This is a genomic window from Novosphingobium subterraneum (assembly GCF_000807925.1).
GTDB lineage: Bacteria > Pseudomonadota > Alphaproteobacteria > Sphingomonadales > Sphingomonadaceae > Novosphingobium > Novosphingobium subterraneum.
In genome coordinates this window covers 1-16515 of the sequence record NZ_JRVC01000016.1, presented here as the reverse complement: position 1 = coordinate 16515, position 16515 = coordinate 1, and the positions used below count along the sequence as shown (strand labels likewise).

At 64.5% G+C, this 16515-nt stretch carries 17 protein-coding genes; 13 read left to right on the top strand and 4 right to left on the bottom strand.

Translation table 11 applies throughout. The annotated features are described in order from the left end of the window. The first annotated feature begins 296 nt into the window (after nucleotides 1-296). The 3 genes from NJ75_RS15525 to NJ75_RS15515 all read left to right on the top strand — a co-directional run bounded on the left by NJ75_RS15525 (nucleotide 297) and on the right by NJ75_RS15515 (nucleotide 3216). The gene (locus NJ75_RS15525; protein WP_039336101.1) at nucleotides 297-713 is read left to right on the top strand and encodes a secondary thiamine-phosphate synthase enzyme YjbQ; all 417 of its coding nucleotides are present in this window, start codon (nucleotides 297-299) and stop codon (nucleotides 711-713) included. A gap of 193 nt (nucleotides 714-906) precedes the next feature. Next, nucleotides 907-2826 (top strand): methyl-accepting chemotaxis protein, encoded by a 1920-nt coding sequence (locus NJ75_RS15520; protein WP_039336099.1) that lies wholly within the window; start codon nucleotides 907-909, stop codon nucleotides 2824-2826. Nucleotides 2827-2865: 39 nt separating this feature from the next. Beyond that, nucleotides 2866-3216: an energy transducer TonB gene (locus NJ75_RS15515; RefSeq protein WP_039336097.1), complete on the top strand. Its 351-nt coding sequence runs from the start codon at nucleotides 2866-2868 to the stop codon at nucleotides 3214-3216. A 112-nt stretch (nucleotides 3217-3328) separates the two neighbouring features. Here the strand turns inward: NJ75_RS15515 and NJ75_RS15510 are convergent, their stop codons facing one another. From NJ75_RS15510 to ligK, 4 genes are all read right to left on the bottom strand, one after another. After that, a complete protein-coding gene (locus NJ75_RS15510) occupies nucleotides 3329-4612 on the bottom strand; it encodes a Xaa-Pro dipeptidase (protein WP_039336096.1) in 1284 nt (427 codons plus the stop codon). A 61-nt stretch (nucleotides 4613-4673) separates the two neighbouring features. Continuing rightward, nucleotides 4674-5564 (bottom strand): amidohydrolase family protein, encoded by an 891-nt coding sequence (locus NJ75_RS15505; protein WP_039336093.1) that lies wholly within the window; start codon nucleotides 5562-5564, stop codon nucleotides 4674-4676. Next, complete coding sequence (locus NJ75_RS15500; RefSeq protein WP_039336091.1) at nucleotides 5561-6631, bottom strand: 4-oxalomesaconate tautomerase; 1071 nt, start codon at nucleotides 6629-6631, stop codon at nucleotides 5561-5563. Before NJ75_RS15500 ends, NJ75_RS15505 begins: the two co-directional genes overlap by 4 nt. After that, nucleotides 6624-7298 (bottom strand): 4-carboxy-4-hydroxy-2-oxoadipate aldolase/oxaloacetate decarboxylase, encoded by a 675-nt coding sequence (ligK, locus tag NJ75_RS15495; RefSeq protein ID WP_039336089.1) that lies wholly within the window; start codon nucleotides 7296-7298, stop codon nucleotides 6624-6626. Before ligK ends, NJ75_RS15500 begins: the two co-directional genes overlap by 8 nt. Before the next feature lie 105 nt (nucleotides 7299-7403). Between ligK and ligR the strand changes: the two genes are divergently transcribed. From ligR to NJ75_RS24405, 10 genes are all read left to right on the top strand, one after another. Then, nucleotides 7404-8555 (top strand): aromatic metabolism transcription factor LigR, encoded by a 1152-nt coding sequence (gene ligR, locus NJ75_RS15490; protein WP_039336087.1) that lies wholly within the window; start codon nucleotides 7404-7406, stop codon nucleotides 8553-8555. A gap of 62 nt (nucleotides 8556-8617) precedes the next feature. Then, the gene (locus tag NJ75_RS15485) at nucleotides 8618-9439 is read left to right on the top strand and encodes an NAD(P)-dependent oxidoreductase (RefSeq protein WP_039336085.1); all 822 of its coding nucleotides are present in this window, start codon (nucleotides 8618-8620) and stop codon (nucleotides 9437-9439) included. Further along, nucleotides 9436-10461: an amidohydrolase family protein gene (locus NJ75_RS15480; protein WP_039336083.1), complete on the top strand. Its 1026-nt coding sequence runs from the start codon at nucleotides 9436-9438 to the stop codon at nucleotides 10459-10461. The genes NJ75_RS15485 and NJ75_RS15480 overlap by 4 nt, the downstream gene beginning before the upstream one ends. Next, nucleotides 10458-10880: a protocatechuate 4,5-dioxygenase subunit alpha gene (ligA, locus tag NJ75_RS15475; protein WP_039336081.1), complete on the top strand. Its 423-nt coding sequence runs from the start codon at nucleotides 10458-10460 to the stop codon at nucleotides 10878-10880. The genes NJ75_RS15480 and ligA overlap by 4 nt, the downstream gene beginning before the upstream one ends. 1 nt (nucleotide 10881) lies before the next feature. Further along, the gene (locus tag NJ75_RS15470; protein ID WP_039336079.1) at nucleotides 10882-11724 is read left to right on the top strand and encodes a class III extradiol dioxygenase subunit beta; all 843 of its coding nucleotides are present in this window, start codon (nucleotides 10882-10884) and stop codon (nucleotides 11722-11724) included. 70 nt (nucleotides 11725-11794) lie between these two features. Beyond that, nucleotides 11795-12739, top strand: coding sequence for a Gfo/Idh/MocA family oxidoreductase (locus tag NJ75_RS15465; RefSeq protein WP_039336078.1), 945 nt, complete (start codon nucleotides 11795-11797; stop codon nucleotides 12737-12739). 156 nt (nucleotides 12740-12895) lie between these two features. Continuing rightward, nucleotides 12896-13684 (top strand): CmcJ/NvfI family oxidoreductase, encoded by a 789-nt coding sequence (locus NJ75_RS15460; protein WP_039336077.1) that lies wholly within the window; start codon nucleotides 12896-12898, stop codon nucleotides 13682-13684. 56 nt (nucleotides 13685-13740) lie between these two features. Continuing rightward, nucleotides 13741-15222 carry a carotenoid oxygenase family protein gene (locus tag NJ75_RS15455; RefSeq protein ID WP_039336076.1) on the top strand — a complete coding sequence of 494 codons (1482 nt, stop codon included), beginning with the start codon at nucleotides 13741-13743 and terminating at the stop codon, nucleotides 15220-15222. After that, nucleotides 15219-16136 carry an SDR family oxidoreductase gene (locus NJ75_RS15450; protein WP_039336103.1) on the top strand — a complete coding sequence of 306 codons (918 nt, stop codon included), beginning with the start codon at nucleotides 15219-15221 and terminating at the stop codon, nucleotides 16134-16136. Before NJ75_RS15455 ends, NJ75_RS15450 begins: the two co-directional genes overlap by 4 nt. A gap of 193 nt (nucleotides 16137-16329) precedes the next feature. Continuing rightward, the coding region (locus tag NJ75_RS24405) for a hypothetical protein (protein ID WP_156135830.1) at nucleotides 16330-16515 on the top strand (186 nt) is incomplete at its 3' end.

Genomic DNA, 16515 nt, shown 5'->3' with positions numbered 1-16515 from the left:
CGGAAGCTTCGGCAACAGCGTCGGCTTCCGAAGGAGAGGAGCGGGTTGGCCTTGTGCCCTCTCCTGACCTGTGGGCGGGGCGTATAACCTATATGGTTCGTTTTGTCAAGGTTTATCCGTACTGACCCAAACCGTCATCCCGGGCTTGACCCGGGATCCCGCTTCCTTGTCGCGAGGGTGCGCTGGAAGAAAAGCCCAGCCCCGGGTCAAGCCCGGGGCGACGGTGGTGTGTGGGGTGCGGGTCGGGCGGCTGCGAGGTCTGGCGCGGCGAGGGCAATTGCTGCCATAAAGGCCGCATGCGCCAGTCTGCCACCGAGATCGTCATCGCTACCCCGGGCCAAGGCCTGCATGAGATAACCCGCGATGTGGTGCGCTGGACTGGCGAACAGGGCATGGCCACCGGCTTGCTGACCGTGTTCTGCCGCCATACCTCGGCTTCACTGACCATCCAGGAGAACGCCGCGCCTGAAGTGCGGGGCGATATCGTTCGCTGGCTTTCGCGTCTTGCGCCGGAGAACGGTGGCTATGCCCATGACGATGAAGGTCCCGACGACATGCCGGCGCATTTGAAGTCGATACTCACGGGCGTGTCGCTATCGATTCCGCTGGTCGGGGGGCGACTGGCACTGGGCACGTGGCAGGGCATATATTTGTGCGAGCACCGCCGGGCAGGCCATCGTCGGCGCGTGACGCTGCATCTTCTGGGCGCTTGACCCCCCGGCAACATTAACCATGAAGGTGGCCCGTATCGGGCCGAAAGCTGCGCAAACAGTAGCGTTGTGGCAATCTGGCTGGAGAAAACCTTTCTACGCCAGTGCGCGACTCTACGGGGCCGTCGCGATACGGAAAGTTCCCCCCTCCCGGCATAAGCGGGTGACATGCCGCAAGGCCTGTCGGGGAACATTGATGTTCAGCTTCAACATAACCAAAAAATTCATCGCTGCTTTTGCACTGCTGCTTGCGGCGATGGCAGGCATGGGCCTGTTCGCGATTTCGAAGATCGGCGAGGTCAATGCCATTGCCGCCGAACAGCGCGACATCTGGATACCCAGCGCGGAAAAGCTCGGCGATATCCACGCCTTCACCTCGCAATATCGCCTCAAGCAGGACGAGATGTTCAGTGGGGAGACGCCCGAGGCCGTGGCGCGCGGCCAGAAACTGCTCAGGAATGCGCGCAGCGCGATCGATGCGGAAATCGTCGAGTTCGAGAAACTTGCCATCACGCCGGATCAGAAGACCGGGACGGCCGCGCTGAAGCAAGCCTGGGCGACTTTCCTTGCCCAGGATGAAACCATGCAGGCGATGGCGATCGGCGGCGACACCCGGGGCGCCCAGGTGATGCACGATGGCGAGGGCATCGATACCTTCTATGCCCTGGAAGACACGATCCTCGCCGTTATCGAGGCCAACAAGAAGGACGGCGCTGCGGTCGCCGCCAATGCCGAGAAGATCTATGCCTCGGCGCGCAAGTTCACCCTTGCGGCGCTTGGCCTTGCTCTGCTCAGCGCGGTTGTCCTGCTGGTCTATCTCATTCGCAACATCGCCAAGCCGGTGGTGTCGATGTCGGACGCCGTGTCGCGCCTGATCGATGGAAATCATAACGTCGCCGTCCCGGGCCTTTCCCGGTCCGACGAACTTGGCCAGCTTGCCCGCGCGCTTGATCGCTTCCGCGATGTCTTCGCATCCGACCATGCCCGCGCCGAAGCCGAGAAGCAGCGCGCCCGCGAAGTGCAGCTGACCATCGATGAGATCGGCGAGGGACTGACCGCGTTGGCCGAAGGAAACCTGACCTTCCGCGTCAAGGAGAACGGATCGGGCGCGCTGGCAAAGCTGCATGTCGACTACAATGCTGCCGTGACCGCGCTTGAGCGGGTGCTCGGCAAGATCGTCGAGGGTTGCCACACGATCAAGCTTGGTACGGACGAGATTTCGAGCGCGGCATCGGACCTGGCGCTGCGCACCGAGCAGCAGGCGACATCGCTGGCTGAAACATCGCGCACGATCACCGAGTTCAGCTCCTCCGTCAGGACCACGGCCGAGAACGTGAAGCAGACGAGCACCCGCCTGTCTGTGGCCCGCAACACCGCCGACGGTGTTGGCGATACCGCCAATCGTGCCGTGGCCGCCATGCGCAGCATCGAGGCCAGTTCGCGCGAGATGGCCGAGATCGTGGGAGTGATCGACGGCATTGCCTTCCAGACCAACCTGCTGGCGCTCAATGCCGGAGTCGAGGCCGCACGTGCCGGTGATGCCGGCAAGGGCTTTGCGGTGGTCGCCACCGAAGTGCGTGCCCTGGCGCAGCGTTCCGCCGATGCCGCCAAATCGATCCGCGACCTGATCGGCAAGAGCACCGAAGAGGTCAGCGGCGGGGTTGCCCTGGTCGAATCGAGCGGTGAGGCCCTGCGGCAGATCGTCAACGAAGTCAGTGCGGTCTCGGAGCTGGTAGACCAGATCGCCGAGGCTGCCGGACAGCAGGCGGCCGGCATTGCCGACATCTCGGCGATGGTCGGTTCGATGGACAGCTTTACCCAGCGCAATGCCGCGATGGTCGAGGAAAGCTCGGCCGGAACGCGCAATCTCTCGAACGAGACCATTGCGCTGGTCGAGCAGGTCGGGCGCTTCCGCCTTGGTACGAGCGGCCAGGCCCGCTCATCGGCACTGCTCTCCGCCAAGCCGCAAGCTTCGGCGCCCGCAGGGTCAAAGCCCGCTCCGCTGCCTGTGGCTACTGCGACGGCAGAGCCCGCCGCGCAGCCTGCAGCGCGCCCCGCTCCGGTCCTCGGCAATACTGCCCTGAAGGTCGACGAGGACGATTGGTCCGAATTCTGAAAGCCGCAACGTCATTCAAGAAGATCGAAGGAACGACCCATGAAGATTATCGACAGGATCGCACTTGGCATTGCCTCGCTTGCCTTTGCCGCAACCGCCATGCCTGCCTTTGCGCAGTCTGCCGAGTGGCAGAAGCAGGTGACGCGCATCATCGCGTCCAAGCAGACCTATCCACGCACGGCGCAGATGCGCGGCGAGGAAGGCACGGCCAAAGTCAAGGTGTTCGTCGGCGCTGGCGGCAACATCGAGCGAACCGAACTTGTCGCGCCCTCGGGCTCGAGCACGCTCGACAAGGAGGCGCTGGCCATGCCGACGCGCGCCGGTTCGGTGCCGCCACCGCCGGGCGGCGCCACGGCCATCGTCGTGCCAGTGACCTGGAAGCTGCTCTGACCAAGCAGTGATTGCCATCTGGCGGGCCGTCCCCCTCCGGCCCTGCCGGCTCTTGCCGGTCCTCCCTTGCCGGCAGATCGGGGCGGCTCGATCCGAGCCGCCCCTTTTTCGCTCATTTCACCAATTCGCCACCCTTCATGACATGGCGCACGTCTTCGAGGACGGCGATATCGGCCAGGGGATCCCCGGTGACTGCGATCATGTCGGCCCAATGGCCGGGCGAGAGTGCGCCGACGTCCTTGCTCCAGCCGAGCAGGTCGGCGGCGACAGTGGTGGCAGACTGGATTGCCTGCATCGGCGTCATTCCGTAGCGGACCATGTACTTGAACTGCCGCGCATTGGCGCCGTGGGGGAAGACCCCGGCGTCGGTGCCATAGCTGAGCCTGACCCCGGCCTTGACCGCCTTGCGGAAGCCTGCGCGCTGGGCTTGGGTGGTCTCGTCGTTCTTGCGCAGCATCTCGGCAGGCCAGCCATCGCGCTTGCCGACCTCGGCGATGAAATCCCCGTTGTAGATATCCATGTCGAGCCAGACGCTGCGCGCCTTGGCAAGGGCAATGCCTTCATCGTCGATCAGGCTGGCATGCTCGATCGCCTTGACGCCCGACTGGATGGCAAGCTTGATTCCGGCGGCGCCATGGGCATGGGCGGTGACCCATGATCCGCGCTGGCGGGCAACGTCGACCGCTGCCTTCATCATCTCGCCCGACAGTTCGAGCTGACCGGGTTCGGTGCCTTGCGCCAGCACTGCACCGGTGGCGATCAGCTTGATCGAATCCGCGCCGTTCTGGAACAGCGCGTTGACCTTGCGGGTAACGTCCGCCGCATCGGTGACGACGCCGGCGCGCATGTCGGCAGGGACGGTGACATCGGGCGAGAAGCCGGTGACCTCGCCGCCGCCGCCGGGGATGGTGACATAGGCTCCAACCGCGCTGATGCGAGGGCCGGGCACGTCGCCACGGTTGATGGCGTTGCGCAGTTCGACATCGGCATAGGCGCGGAAGGAGCCGACATCGTGCACCGAGGTAAAGCCTGCGAGCAGGGTCTTCCTGGCATTGCGCGCGCCGATGAAGCCGATCTCCATGGCTGAATGGAGCAGCGGCTCGGCGACGTTGCTGGACTGTTCGACGTCGGCGAGGTGCACGTGGCAGTCGATCAGGCCGGGCAGGACGGTGAAGGCCGACCAATCCACGACGTTGGCACCCGCAGGCAGGGGACCATCGGGCTGCACAGCCACGACGCGCCCATCCTCGACCTTGATCACCTGCGCGGCGAGAACCCGTCCGGCTTCCGGATCGATCAGCCGCCCGGCACGGACGTAGAGCGTTTCGGCGCTTGCCGTGGTGGGGAGCAGGGCCAGCAGGGCGAGGACGGTGAGAGGCAGATGGCGATGCAGCATGGTTCGCAGACTATCGCACAATGCTGCAAGCGCAATCGGTTGAAGCTCTCGCCCGCCGTCCTCAATCTGCCCAGTATAGCTTCATCGGGTTGTCGATGAGCAGCTTGCGCTGGAGTTCCTCGGTCGGCGCGATGCGCGGGATCATGTCGACGAGGTGGCCGTCGTCGGGGATTTCGGTGTCCATGTTGGGGTGCGGCCAGTCGGTGCCCCACAGCACGCGGTCCTGATAATCGGCCACCAAGGGCGCGACGGCATCTGCAAAGGCATTCCACGGATCGCCCGCGCCGCCTTCCTTGATGGCATCGAGGCGGTCGGGGCAGGTGGCCTTGAACCAGATGTCTTCGCGACTGTTGAGGAAGGCGCGGAAAGCCTTCATGTCGGCACCGTCCGGTCCCTGGCGCACGTCGGGGCGGCCCATGTGGTCGATCACGAGGGGGACGGGGATGGCGTCCATGAACGGGCGCAGTTCCTCGAGGATGTCGGCCTCGAAATAGATCACCACGTGCCAGCCCTTGGGCAGGCGCTGCGCGACTTCGAGGAACTTGTCCTTGGGCGCGTCGTCGACAAGGCGCTTCAGGAAGTTGAAGCGGATGCCGCGGATGCCGCCTTCGTGCAGGGCGTGAAGGTCTGCTTCCGGGATCGCGGGATCGACCACGGCGACGCCGCGGGCCTTTCCGTTCGACTTGGCGATGGCATCGAGCGTGGCGGCATTGTCGGTGCCGTGGCAGCTGGCCTGAACGATGACGTTGCGTTCAAAGCCCAGGTGATCGCGCAGGGCGAAGAGCATGTCCGGGCCGGCATCCTGCGGCAGGTACTTGGCCTTGGCGCTGAACGGGAACTGCGCCATCGGGCCGAAGACATGGCAATGCGCATCGACCGCGCCGGGTGGCGGGGTGTAGCGCGGCTTCGATGGGTTGGCGTGCCAGCTGATGATGCGGTTCTGGTCGGTCATGCAAATACTACTCCATCCATCAGCTTGCGCGCGGTGCGCAGGAGGGCGGCGGTGCGGACTTCGCCGGCGTCGTCCACTTCCAGAACGCAGCTCATTTCGCCGGTGGGGTGTTCGACCGAGAGCAGCTTGCGGCTGCCTTCGGGGATCGAGGCTACCTCGGCGGCGGGCGAGCCGGGGATCAGGCAGGCGGTGGCGACGCTGACCGCGCCGAGGACGCCGATGGTGGCGTGGGCGCGGTGGGGGATAAAGCTGCGCACGGTTACCGCGCCGCCATTCTTCGGCGGGGCGACGAGCATCATCTTGGGGACGGACTTTTCCTTCACGTCACCCAGATTCATGCGTTCGCCGACGGCGAGGCGGATGTCTTCGATCTTCGCTTTGAGATCGCTCGCATTGTCGAGCCAGTCGCGGTCTTCGTAGCCGGTGATGCCGAGATCCTCGGCCTTCATCACCACGCAGGGCATGCCGTTGTCGATCAGGGTGACAGCCACGCCATTCACTTCGTCGACGGCGTTGCCGGTGGGCAGGAGCGCGCCGCACGAGGAACCGGCGGTATCGCGAAATTCGAGTGGCACCGGCGCGTGGGAGCCGGGGACCCCGTCGATCTTCGCATCGCCCTTGTAGGTGACCTTGCCATCGGGCGTGCTGACCGTGGCGACGGCGACCTGGCCGGTGTTCTCCATGAAGATGGCGACGCGGGTTTCATCGCCGGTGGCCGCTACCAGCCCGCGCTCGATCGCGAAGGGGCCTACGCCGGCAAGGATATTGCCGCAGTTCTGCGCATCGGTGACGATCGCCTGATCGACGAAGACCTGCAGGAACAGGTAGTCGACGTCGATGCCCTCGCGGCTGGACTTGGAAACGACCGCGACCTTGCTGGTCAGGGGATCGGCGCCGCCCATTCCGTCGATCTGCACGGGATCGGGGCTGCCCATCATGGCCAGGAGGAAGGCATCGCGCTGGGCCGTGTCCTGCGGCAAGTCATCCTTGAGAAAGTAGCCGCCCTTGGACGTGCCGCCGCGCATCCACATGCAGCGAATGCCTTGGGGCATGCCTGCCTCAGACATACTTGAGGCCTTCCTTCTCCAGCCGTTCGCGCATCTTGTACATGTCGAGGCCGAGGACGCCGGCAGCGAGCTTCTCGCGCTTTTCGCCTTCGTTGGCTTCGCGCGCCTGCGCGGCCTTGAGCACTTCGGCGGCCTTTTCGCGCGGAACGACGCAGACGCCGTCATCGTCGGCCACGATCACGTCACCGGGATTCACCAGCGCGTTGGCGCAGACCACGGGCACGTTGACGCTGCCGAGCGTGTTCTTGACTGTTCCTTGCGCGTAGATCGCCTTGGACCAGACGGGGAAGTTCATTTCCGTGAGGTCGCGCACGTCGCGCACGCCAGCGTCGATCACCAGGCCACGGCAGCCGCGCGCCTGCGCGCTGGTGGCGAGAAGATCGCCGAAGTAGCCGTCTTCGCACGGTGAGGTCGGGGCGAGGAGCAGGATGTCTCCGGCCTGAAGCTGTTCGATGGCGACGTGGACCATCCAGTTGTCACCCGGAGGCGCGCTGATGGTGACGGCGCTGCCGGCGATGCGCGCGCCGCGATAGATCGGGCGCATGTAGGAGGCGAGCAGGCCGGTGCGGCCTTGCGCTTCGTGGACGGTGGCGACGCCGCAGGCGGCAAGGCCATCGATCACGGCTGGATCGGCACGTTCGATGTTCTGGACGACGATTCCCGACATTTCCGGCTCCCATGAAAAATCTTCGCCGGTTCCATGCGACTGCGGGGCGCGAGGAACCAATGCAATGTTTGGCACTGCCCATAAGGAAATGCTAAGCGATGCACCATGCAACTCCTTGCGATCAATGTCCGCCACATCGCGGCGTTTGCGGCGACCGTGCGCCACGGCAGCGTGACGCGGGCGGCGCGGGCGGTGAACCTGACGCAGCCTGCATTGACGCAGGCGATCGCCCGGCTGGAGGCGGACCTGGGATGTGCGCTGTTCGAACGTGGGCCGGCCGGCATGACGCCGACCGAGCCCGCGCTGCTGCTTGCACCGCGTGCCGAAGCTGCGATTGCGCATGTCGGCTCTCCGCGCGTGACTGGCACGCAATTGCGGGCGTTCCTCGCGCTGGCAAGGGCTGGGTCCTATGCAGTGGCTGCAGAGGCGACGGGGCTTTCGTCGGCCTCGCTGCACCGGGCGGTGGCGGATCTTTCGGTGGCGCTGGGGCAGCGGCTGGTGGACCGGCGCGGGCGTTCGGTGATGCTGACGCCTGCGGGCGAAAGGCGCGCACGCGGGTTCGGCCTGGCGATGGCGGAACTGCGTTCAGGCCTTGCCGAAGTGGCGGCCTGGCAGGGCAAGGCGGCGGGGCGGGTAGTGGTTGGCGCCATGCCGCTGAGCCGCGCGCGCTGGCTGCCCGAGACGATCCTGCGCTTTGCCGGAGCCCATCCGGGGGTGGATGTGGCAGTGGTGGAAGGGAGCCATGCCGAGCTTTCCGGACCTTTGCGCGACGGTGAAGTGGACCTGATGCTGGGCGCGCTTCGTGATGCGGCGTCTCTTGATGATCTGGCGCAGGAGGCGGTGTTCGAAGATCGTCCTGCACTGGTGATGCGCGCCGGGCATCCCTTGCTGGCAGGCATGGTGAATGGCGCCGCGTTGGCGGCGTTTCCGTGGATTCTGCCCGCCAGCGACACGCCGTTGCGCCACTACTGGGAAGGCATGATGCGCGGCGCCGGGGCGGAGCCGCCGCGGGTGGGGATCGAGTGCGGATCGGTGCTGACGGTGCGGCAATTGCTGCTGGGATCTGACGCGCTGACGCTGCTGTCCCCGGCGCAACTGGCGGTGGAACTGGACGCGGGCGTGCTGGCCACGCTGCCGCCGCCGGTGCCGGTGGCGCGGACCATCGGCATCACCACGCGAGAAGGCTGGCGGCCAACTGCTCCCCAGGCCGCCTTCGTCGCCCTGCTGCGCGAGGTTGCCGCAGAAGGGTTTGCATAAATTTATACCTGTGGCGATGTTTGCATTTGTTCCTTTGCGCCTTGCCGCGCAGGACCGGCGCCATGGAGAGCGTGATTGCCCTGATCGGCTTCGGTGAGGCCGGGTCCACTTTTGCCAAGGCGGCAGGCTGGGAGTCTGCGGCGCTGGCCTTCGACATCAACCCGGCACGACGGGCGGTGATGGAAGAGGCGGGCGTGGTGATCTGCGGCTCGGCCGAAGATGCGCTTGGCGATGCCGACGAGGTGCTGTCGCTGGTGACGGCGGATTCGGCGCTGCCTGCGGCTGAGGACTATGCCGGTCTGCTGAAGCCGGGCGCGCTCTGGTGCGACATGAATTCGGTGGCACCCGACACCAAGCGGGCCGCCGCCAAGGCGATCGAGGCATCAGGCGGGCGTTATGTCGACGTTGCGGTGCTGGCCCCGGTCAACCCCGCTCGGATGAATGTCCCGCTGCTGATTTCGGGTGCCCATGCAGCAGAGGCCGAGGCGCGGCTGCAGGCGGCAGGCTTTGCCAAGACGCGAGTGGTCGGGGACGAGATCGGCCGGGCCAGCGCGATCAAGATGATCCGCTCGATCATGGTAAAGGGCATCGAGGCGCTGACCGCCGAAATGATGCTGGCGGCGACGAAGGCCGGCGTAGTGGACGAGGTTTTGTCCTCCCTGGACGCCAGCGAGAAGGCGCAGAGCTGGTTCGATCGCGCCGAGTACAATGTCGAGCGCATGACGACGCATGGGCTCCGTCGTGCGGCCGAGATGGAAGAGAGCTGCAAGACACTGGAATCGCTGGGCATCGAGCCGGTGATGACCAGCGGGACCGTGAAGCGCCAGCGCGAGCAGGCGGGCAAGACAATCGCATTCAACGCTAAGAGGACTGAAGTCGCATGACCATGATCATCGACTGCCACGGCCACTACACCGTGCTGCCAAAGGCGCACGACGAATGGCGCGAGAAGCAGAAAGCCGCATTCAAGGCCGGGACCGAGTGCCCGCCCTATCCCGAAATCTCGGATGACGAGATCCGCGAGACGATCGAATCGAACCAGCTGCGCCTGCTGAAGGAGCGTGGCGCGGACATGACGATCTTCTCCCCCCGCGCTTCGGCCATGGCCCCGCACGTTGGCGATCAGTCGGTCGCGGTGAAGTGGGCGCAGGTCTGCAACGACCTGATCGCGCGCGTTGTCGGGCTTTACCCTGAGACCTTCGCGGGCGTGTGCATGCTGCCGCAGTCTCCGGAAGCGGACATGTCGTCCTCGATCCGCGAGCTGGAGCGCTGCGTGAACGAGCTCGGCTTCATCGGCTGCAACCTCAACCCTGATCCGGGCGGTGGCCACTTCAAGCATCCGCCGCTGACCGATGAATACTGGTTCCCGTTCTACGAGAAGATGTGCGAGCTGGACGTTCCGGCGATGATCCACGTCTCGGGATCGTGCAACCCGGCGATGCACGCGACGGGCGGGTACTACATCGCGGCTGACACCATCGCCTTCATGCAGCTGCTCGAAGGCGACCTGTTCAGCAAGTTCCCCACCCTGCGCTTCATCATTCCGCATGGCGGCGGCGCGGTGCCCTACCACTGGGGACGCTATCGTGGCCTTGCCGACATGCTCAAGAAGCCGTCGCTCGACACGCACCTGATGAACAACATCTTTTTCGACACCTGCGTCTATCACCAGCCGGGCATCGACCTGCTGGCCGACGTGATCGAGAACAAGAACATCCTGTTCGGGTCGGAAATGGTCGGCGCGGTGCGTGGGATCGACCCGACCACCGGGTTCTATTTCGACGATACCAAGCGCTATGTCGACGCACTCGACATCAGCGATGCCGAACGCCACGCGATCTTCGAGGGCAACGCGCGCCGCGTGTTCCCGCGCCTCGACGCCAAGCTGAAGGAGAGGGGCCTGTGACCGAAACAGCCAAGCCGACCCAGAACATCCACGAATACCTCGCCGAGTTCGAGGACATTCCGGGCACCCGCGTCTACACCGCTGCCCGCGCCCGCAAGGGCTACTGGATCAACCAGTTCGCGATGAGCCTGATGAAGCCGGAGAACCGCGAACGGTTCAAGGCCGACGAGCGCGCCTATCTCGACGAGTGGAAGATCAGCGAGGAAGCCAAGCAGGCGCTGCTTCGGCGCGACTACAACGCGTTGCTCGACCTTGGCGGGAACGTCTACTTCCTCTCGAAGCTTTTCTCTTCGGACGGGCTGCCGTTTGCCGAGGCGGTCAGCACGATGACCGACATGACCTGGCCTGAATATCGCCAGATGATGCTGGAAGGCGGCCGCAAGCCCGAAGGCAATCGCTCGATCAAGGGAGGCTACTGACATGGCCAAGATTACTGCTGGCGTCGGCTCCAGCCACGTTCCGCTGCTTGGCGTCGCTGTCGACCAGGGCAAGTGGCAGGACGACTACTTCGGCCCCATCTTCAAGGGCTACGAGTGGACCCGCGAATGGGAAGCCCGCGAAAAGCCCGACGTGGTGATCCTGGTCTACAACGACCACGCTTCGGCCTTCGACGCGAACATCATCCCGACTTTCGCGATCGGCTGCGGCGAGCACTACAAGTCGGCCGACGAAGGCTGGGGCCCGCGCCCGGTGCCGGACGTGGAAGGCCATGCCGACCTTGCGTGGCACATCGCGCAGAGCCTGATCCTCGAAGACTTCGACATGACCATCATCAACGAGATGGACGTCGACCACGGGTTGACGGTGCCGCTTTCGATGATGTTCGGCCAGCCGGAGAAATGGCCGGTCAAGGTCGTGCCATTGGCGGTGAACGTCGTCACCTACCCCGTCCCCTCGGGCAACCGGTGCTGGGCGCTGGGCGAGGCGATTGCCCGCGCCGTGGAAAGCTTCCCCGAGGACCTCAACGTGCAGATCTGGGGCACCGGCGGCATGAGCCACCAGCTTCAGGGCCCGCGCGCCGGGCTACTCAACCGTGAGTGGGACAACAAGTTCCTCGACATGCTGGAATCGGACAATGACGATGTCCGCCACATTCCGCACATCGAGTACCTGCGCGAAACCGGCAGCGAAGGCATCGAGATGGTGATGTGGCTGATCATGCGCGGGGCGCTGGGGAAGAAGGTCAAGCGCCTCAACCGCCATTACCACATTCCGTGCAGCAACACCGCGATCGGGCACATCGTGCTCGAACCCGCGGACTGACAAACCCAATCCACCCTTGCCGGGCAACCTCACCGGTTGCCCGGTCTTTTTTGCAAGAAAGGGAACAGACATGCGCATAGCCCTGGCCGGCGCCGGCGCGTTCGGCGAAAAGCACCTCGATGGCCTGAAGAACATCGACGGCGTCGAAATCACCTCGATCATCAGCCGCACCGGCGAACAGGCCGCTGCAGTTGCCGCCAAGTACGGCGCCAAGCACTCGTCGACCGAGCTGGAAGACGCACTGGCGCGCGACGATGTGGATGCGGTGATCCTGTGCACGCCGACGCAGATGCACGCCTCGCAGGCCATCGCCTGCATGAAGGCGGGCAAGCACGTGCAGGTGGAGATCCCGCTGGCCGACAGCTGGGCGGATTCGCAGGAAGTGCTGCGCGTTCAGGAAGAGACCGGCAAGGTCTGCATGGTCGGCCACACCCGTCGCTTCAACCCCAGCCACCAGTTCGTGCACAACCGGATCAAGGCAGGCGAGTTCAACGTCCAGCAGATGGACGTGCAGACCTACTTCTTTCGCCGCAAGAACATCAACGCCAAGGGCGAGCCGCGTTCGTGGACCGATCACCTGTTGTGGCACCACGCCGCGCACACGGTTGACCTGTTTGCCTATCAGGCGGGCAAGATCGTCAAGGCCAATGCCATCGAAGGCCCGATCCATCCCGAGCTGGGCATTGCCATGGACATGTCGATCCAGTTGAAGAGCGAAACCGGTGCGATCTGCACGCTGTCGCTTTCGTTCAACAACGACGGACCGCTCGGCACCTTCTTCCGCTACATTGGCGATACCGCGACCTACATCGCGCGTTACGACGATCTGGTGAATGGCAAGGAAGAGCCGATCGACGTTTCGAAGGTCGACGTCAGCATGAACGGCATCGAACTTCAGGACCGCGAGTTCATCGCCGCGATCCGCGAGGGGCGCGAGCCGAACAGCTCGGTGCAGAAGGTGTTCGACTGTTACCGCGTGCTGGGCGAGCTGGAACAGCAGCTGGCGGCCGGTTGATCTGGAAAAGGCCCGCCCGAAACGGCGGGCCTTTTTCGTTGGGGTACGATCACACTGCCCTCCATTGTCGTCACTCCGGGTCAGGCCCGGGGTGACGTGAATTGAAAGCGTTAAAGCCGGACCCGCGCCAAAAGCAGGCCGGCAGAGGAGAGCATGATGGAAGCGCTGATTGCCTACTCGGGCCGCAAGTTCGCGCGGCCGCGCTACTATGCCAACGCCCATGAGCGCGACGAGGTGGACATCGTCCCCGTGCCCATGACCATGACCGATGCGCGGGGGCTGGGCACCAGCATCGACCGCGAGGGCTTCGAGCTCGTCCCGCACAAGAGCGCCGTCACTGATTTCGCCGACCGCGACAAGGTTGCGCGCGTGCATATGCGCGAAATCGAGGACCTGGTGCAGGCGCGCACCGGTGCGGACTTGGTCCACGTTGGCGCGCCGGGGCTGCTGCGCTTTTCCGAGAAGAGCGGCAAGGCGGGGAGCCTCGACAATTCGATGCCTGCACGTTTTGCCCATATCGATATCTCGGACCGCACGGCGCAGGCCTTCGGCGAACGAGGGGCGAACGGGCGGATCTTCGTGCGATGCGCGCACTACAACGTGTGGCGCGCCATCTCGCCGCCGCCGCAGGACGTGCCGCTGGCGTTCTGCGACGCGCGCAGTATCTCTGCGCAGGACCTGATCGCAGCCGATGCCGTGTTCGATGCGCCGGGGCAGCCAGAGTGGTCGTTCGAGGGGGTGGTCGTCGCGCACAATCCGGCGCACCGCTGGCACTGGTTCTCGCAGATGACGATCGATGAAGCCGTCCTGTTCAAGACCAATGACAGCGATCCTGCGCGCGCACACCACGTTCCGCACGTCGCGTTCGACCCGCCTGATTGCCCCGACGACGCTCCTCCACGGGTTAGCATCGAAATGCGTGCGACCGCCTATTGGTGGGCTTGATTGACTTGCGCTTTGCGCTACACATACCGTAACAAATGATAGGGTGAGGTGTGGTGATGGGTGCGTATCCGCAGACGATCTACTTTACCGGCGCAAACGAGCCGGTGGGGCAGGAAGTGGACCTGCGCGGGCTGAAGGTGGAGGGCGACCTGCCAGCGGAAGTGCGTGGCAGCTTTTATCGCGCCGTGCCTGATCCCGCTTTTCCGCCCATGTTCGACAATGACCACACGCTTTCGGGCGATGGCATGGTCAGCCGCCTTTCGTTCAACGCTGATGGCACGGCGGACTTCCTGATGAAGTTCGTGGAAACCGCGCGCTACAGGGCCGAGCAGGCGGCGGGCAAGGCGCTGTTCGGCAAGTACCGCAATCCTTTTACCGATGATCCTTCGGTGCAAGGCGTCGACCGCACCGTGGCCAACACCACTCCGGTGTGGCACGCCGGACGCCTGCTGATGGCCAAGGAGGACGGGCGGCCCTATCGCGTCGATCCCAGGACGCTGGCGACGCTTGGCTCCTACGATTTCGGCGGCGCGCTCAAATCTGAAACGATGACCGCGCACGTGCGGATCGATGCCGAGACAGGCGAGCTGTTCTTCTATGGTTACGAGGCAAACGGGCAGGCCTCGACCAAGGTCGCCTATTGCATCGTTGCGCCCGATGGCACGCTGAAGTCGGAACAGTGGTTCGATGCGCCCTATTGCGCGATGATGCACGATTTCACGATCAGCAAGAACTACGCGCTCTTCCCGATCTACCCGACGACAGCGGACCTTGACCGGTTGAAGGCGGGCGGGGAGCACTGGCACCATCAGCCGGAGCTGGAATCCTGGCTGGGCGTGATGCCGCGTTATGGCGACGTGCGCGAGATCAAGTGGTTCAAGGGTCCGAAGGGTTGCCATTCGTACCACATGATGAACGCGTGGGAGGATGCCGAGGGGATGCTTCACTTCGACGCTTGCCTCAACAATACCAACGCCTTCGCCTTCATCCGTGAGCCTTCGGGTATCCAGATGGGTCCGCAGGACATGCAGGGCGCGCTGACCCGCTGGACGGTCGATCCGCGAAGCGAAGGCGGCGAGGTTACAGAGACGATCATCGGCCCTCCCGGGGATTTCCCGGTGATCCCGGCGAAGTTGCAGGGACGTCCCTACAAGACCGGCTGGATGCTCTCGATGAACCCCGAGTTGCAGGGGCCGCCGTTGTTTGCAGGGCCGGTGGGCGTGAGCTTCAACCTGCTGCTCCGTCTGGACGGGATGGATACAGCCAGCCCCCAGGTGACCAATGCACTCGCCCTGCCGCCGATGGCCGGATTCAACGAGCCGGTGCATGTGCCCGCTGCTGATCAGGCCAAGGATGGTTGGCTGGTGTTCATCATGGACCAGCAGACCGGTGACAACCTGTTCGTGCATGAAGCCTGGGTGGTCGATGCCGGGAACATCGGTGCAGGGCCGGTGGCGAAGGTCCACATTCCAACGCGGCTGCGTCCGCAAGTGCATGGCTGGTGGGTGCCGCAGGCGCAGTTGGACGCTCTGGCATGAGCCGTATCGTCATCACCGGAGCTTCGGGCAATTATGGCCGCGGCGTTACCGACCGGCTGATCGCGCTGGGGCGTGCAAGCGACCTCATCCTGATCACCCGCAAGCCTGAGAAGCTCAGCGACCGCGCCGCGCAAGGCTGCATCGTGCGCTACGGCGATTTCGACAAGCCGGGAACGCTGGTCGAGGCGGTGCAGGGCGCTGACAGGATGCTGCTGATCTCGGGCACGCGGGTTGGGGCGCGCGTGGTGCAGCACAAGGCGGCGATCGACGCTGCGGCTGCGGCGGGCGTTGGGCATGTGGTTTACACCAGCTTCATCGGCATCGACGATCCCGCCAACCCCGCCGAAGTGCGGCACGATCATATCGAGACCGAACGCCTGATCCGCGCCTCGGGTTGCGGCTGGACGATGCTGCGCGATGCCCACTATGCCGATGCGATGATCCTGATGGCCGGCCCCGGCGTGATGCAGAGCGGCAAGTGGTTTTCCAACGCCGGAGAGGGCCGCGAGGCGATGGTCTGGCGCGACGACTGCATCGAGAGCGCGGTGGCGGTCCTGACCGGTGAAGGCCACGAGGGCCGAATCTACAACATTACCGGGCCGGAATTGCAGACCTTCGGCGAAGTTGCGGCGATCATGGCCGAAGTGACCGGGCGGCCTGTCGAATACGTCTCGCTGGATGACGAAGGCCAGTATGCGATGTTCGACGCCATGGGCATCCCGCGCCGCCCGGTCGATGATCTGGAAATTGCCGGCATCCCGTGGAACAGCGACGACATGGTGTCTTTCGGCCGCGCCATCCGCGAGGGGTTCCTTGAGCTCTGCACCGATGATGTCCAGCAATTGACCGGGCGCAAGGCGCGATCGGTCCGTCAGATGATCAAGGACAACGCGGCCATGTTGCGCGGGGCCTGAAGGGTTGCGGCCGTCCCGGCCAGTGCCAACGATCGTGTGAGGCCTTTGTCCACCCGGATCGCATGGCTTTGCGCAGCCTCCAGCTTCCGTTCGTCGTTTTTCGAAATCGTTCCAGTAACTTGACCTGCTCAAAAGGGAAACATCGCAGTCGTTGCAACGTTCACTCTGCACAACCAGCAAGGGGACGAGCAGCGTGGCAAGAGATGACGGCACCTCCCTTTTGACGCCGGAATTGATCGTGGCCGAAAAGGTCATTGCGCACGATGGCGCACGATCGCTGGCCAGGGCCGAGCACGGTGGACTTCTCGGTGTCACGTGCCTGCAGGACGCGCCCTACATGGCCGCCTACGAGTGCTTCGACAGCTATTCGGCGTTCGAA

Bases quoted from the DNA above. Each gene is read 5' to 3' on its own strand.
- NJ75_RS15525 (WP_039336101.1), top strand. From the start codon at position 297: ATGCGCCAGTCTGCCACCGAGATCGTCATCGCTACCCCGGGCCAAGGC.
- NJ75_RS15520 (WP_039336099.1), top strand. From the start codon at position 907: ATGTTCAGCTTCAACATAACCAAAAAATTCATCGCTGCTTTTGCACTG.
- NJ75_RS15515 (WP_039336097.1), top strand. From the start codon at position 2,866: ATGAAGATTATCGACAGGATCGCACTTGGCATTGCCTCGCTTGCCTTT.
- NJ75_RS15510 (WP_039336096.1), bottom strand. From the start codon at position 4,612: ATGCTGCATCGCCATCTGCCTCTCACCGTCCTCGCCCTGCTGGCCCTG.
- NJ75_RS15505 (WP_039336093.1), bottom strand. From the start codon at position 5,564: ATGACCGACCAGAACCGCATCATCAGCTGGCACGCCAACCCATCGAAG.
- NJ75_RS15500 (WP_039336091.1), bottom strand. From the start codon at position 6,631: ATGTCTGAGGCAGGCATGCCCCAAGGCATTCGCTGCATGTGGATGCGC.
- ligK (WP_039336089.1), bottom strand. From the start codon at position 7,298: ATGTCGGGAATCGTCGTCCAGAACATCGAACGTGCCGATCCAGCCGTG.
- ligR (WP_039336087.1), top strand. From the start codon at position 7,404: ATGCAACTCCTTGCGATCAATGTCCGCCACATCGCGGCGTTTGCGGCG.
- NJ75_RS15485 (WP_039336085.1), top strand. From the start codon at position 8,618: ATGGAGAGCGTGATTGCCCTGATCGGCTTCGGTGAGGCCGGGTCCACT.
- NJ75_RS15480 (WP_039336083.1), top strand. From the start codon at position 9,436: ATGACCATGATCATCGACTGCCACGGCCACTACACCGTGCTGCCAAAG.
- NJ75_RS15470 (WP_039336079.1), top strand. From the start codon at position 10,882: ATGGCCAAGATTACTGCTGGCGTCGGCTCCAGCCACGTTCCGCTGCTT.
- NJ75_RS15465 (WP_039336078.1), top strand. From the start codon at position 11,795: ATGCGCATAGCCCTGGCCGGCGCCGGCGCGTTCGGCGAAAAGCACCTC.
- NJ75_RS15460 (WP_039336077.1), top strand. From the start codon at position 12,896: ATGGAAGCGCTGATTGCCTACTCGGGCCGCAAGTTCGCGCGGCCGCGC.
- NJ75_RS15455 (WP_039336076.1), top strand. From the start codon at position 13,741: ATGGGTGCGTATCCGCAGACGATCTACTTTACCGGCGCAAACGAGCCG.
- NJ75_RS15450 (WP_039336103.1), top strand. From the start codon at position 15,219: ATGAGCCGTATCGTCATCACCGGAGCTTCGGGCAATTATGGCCGCGGC.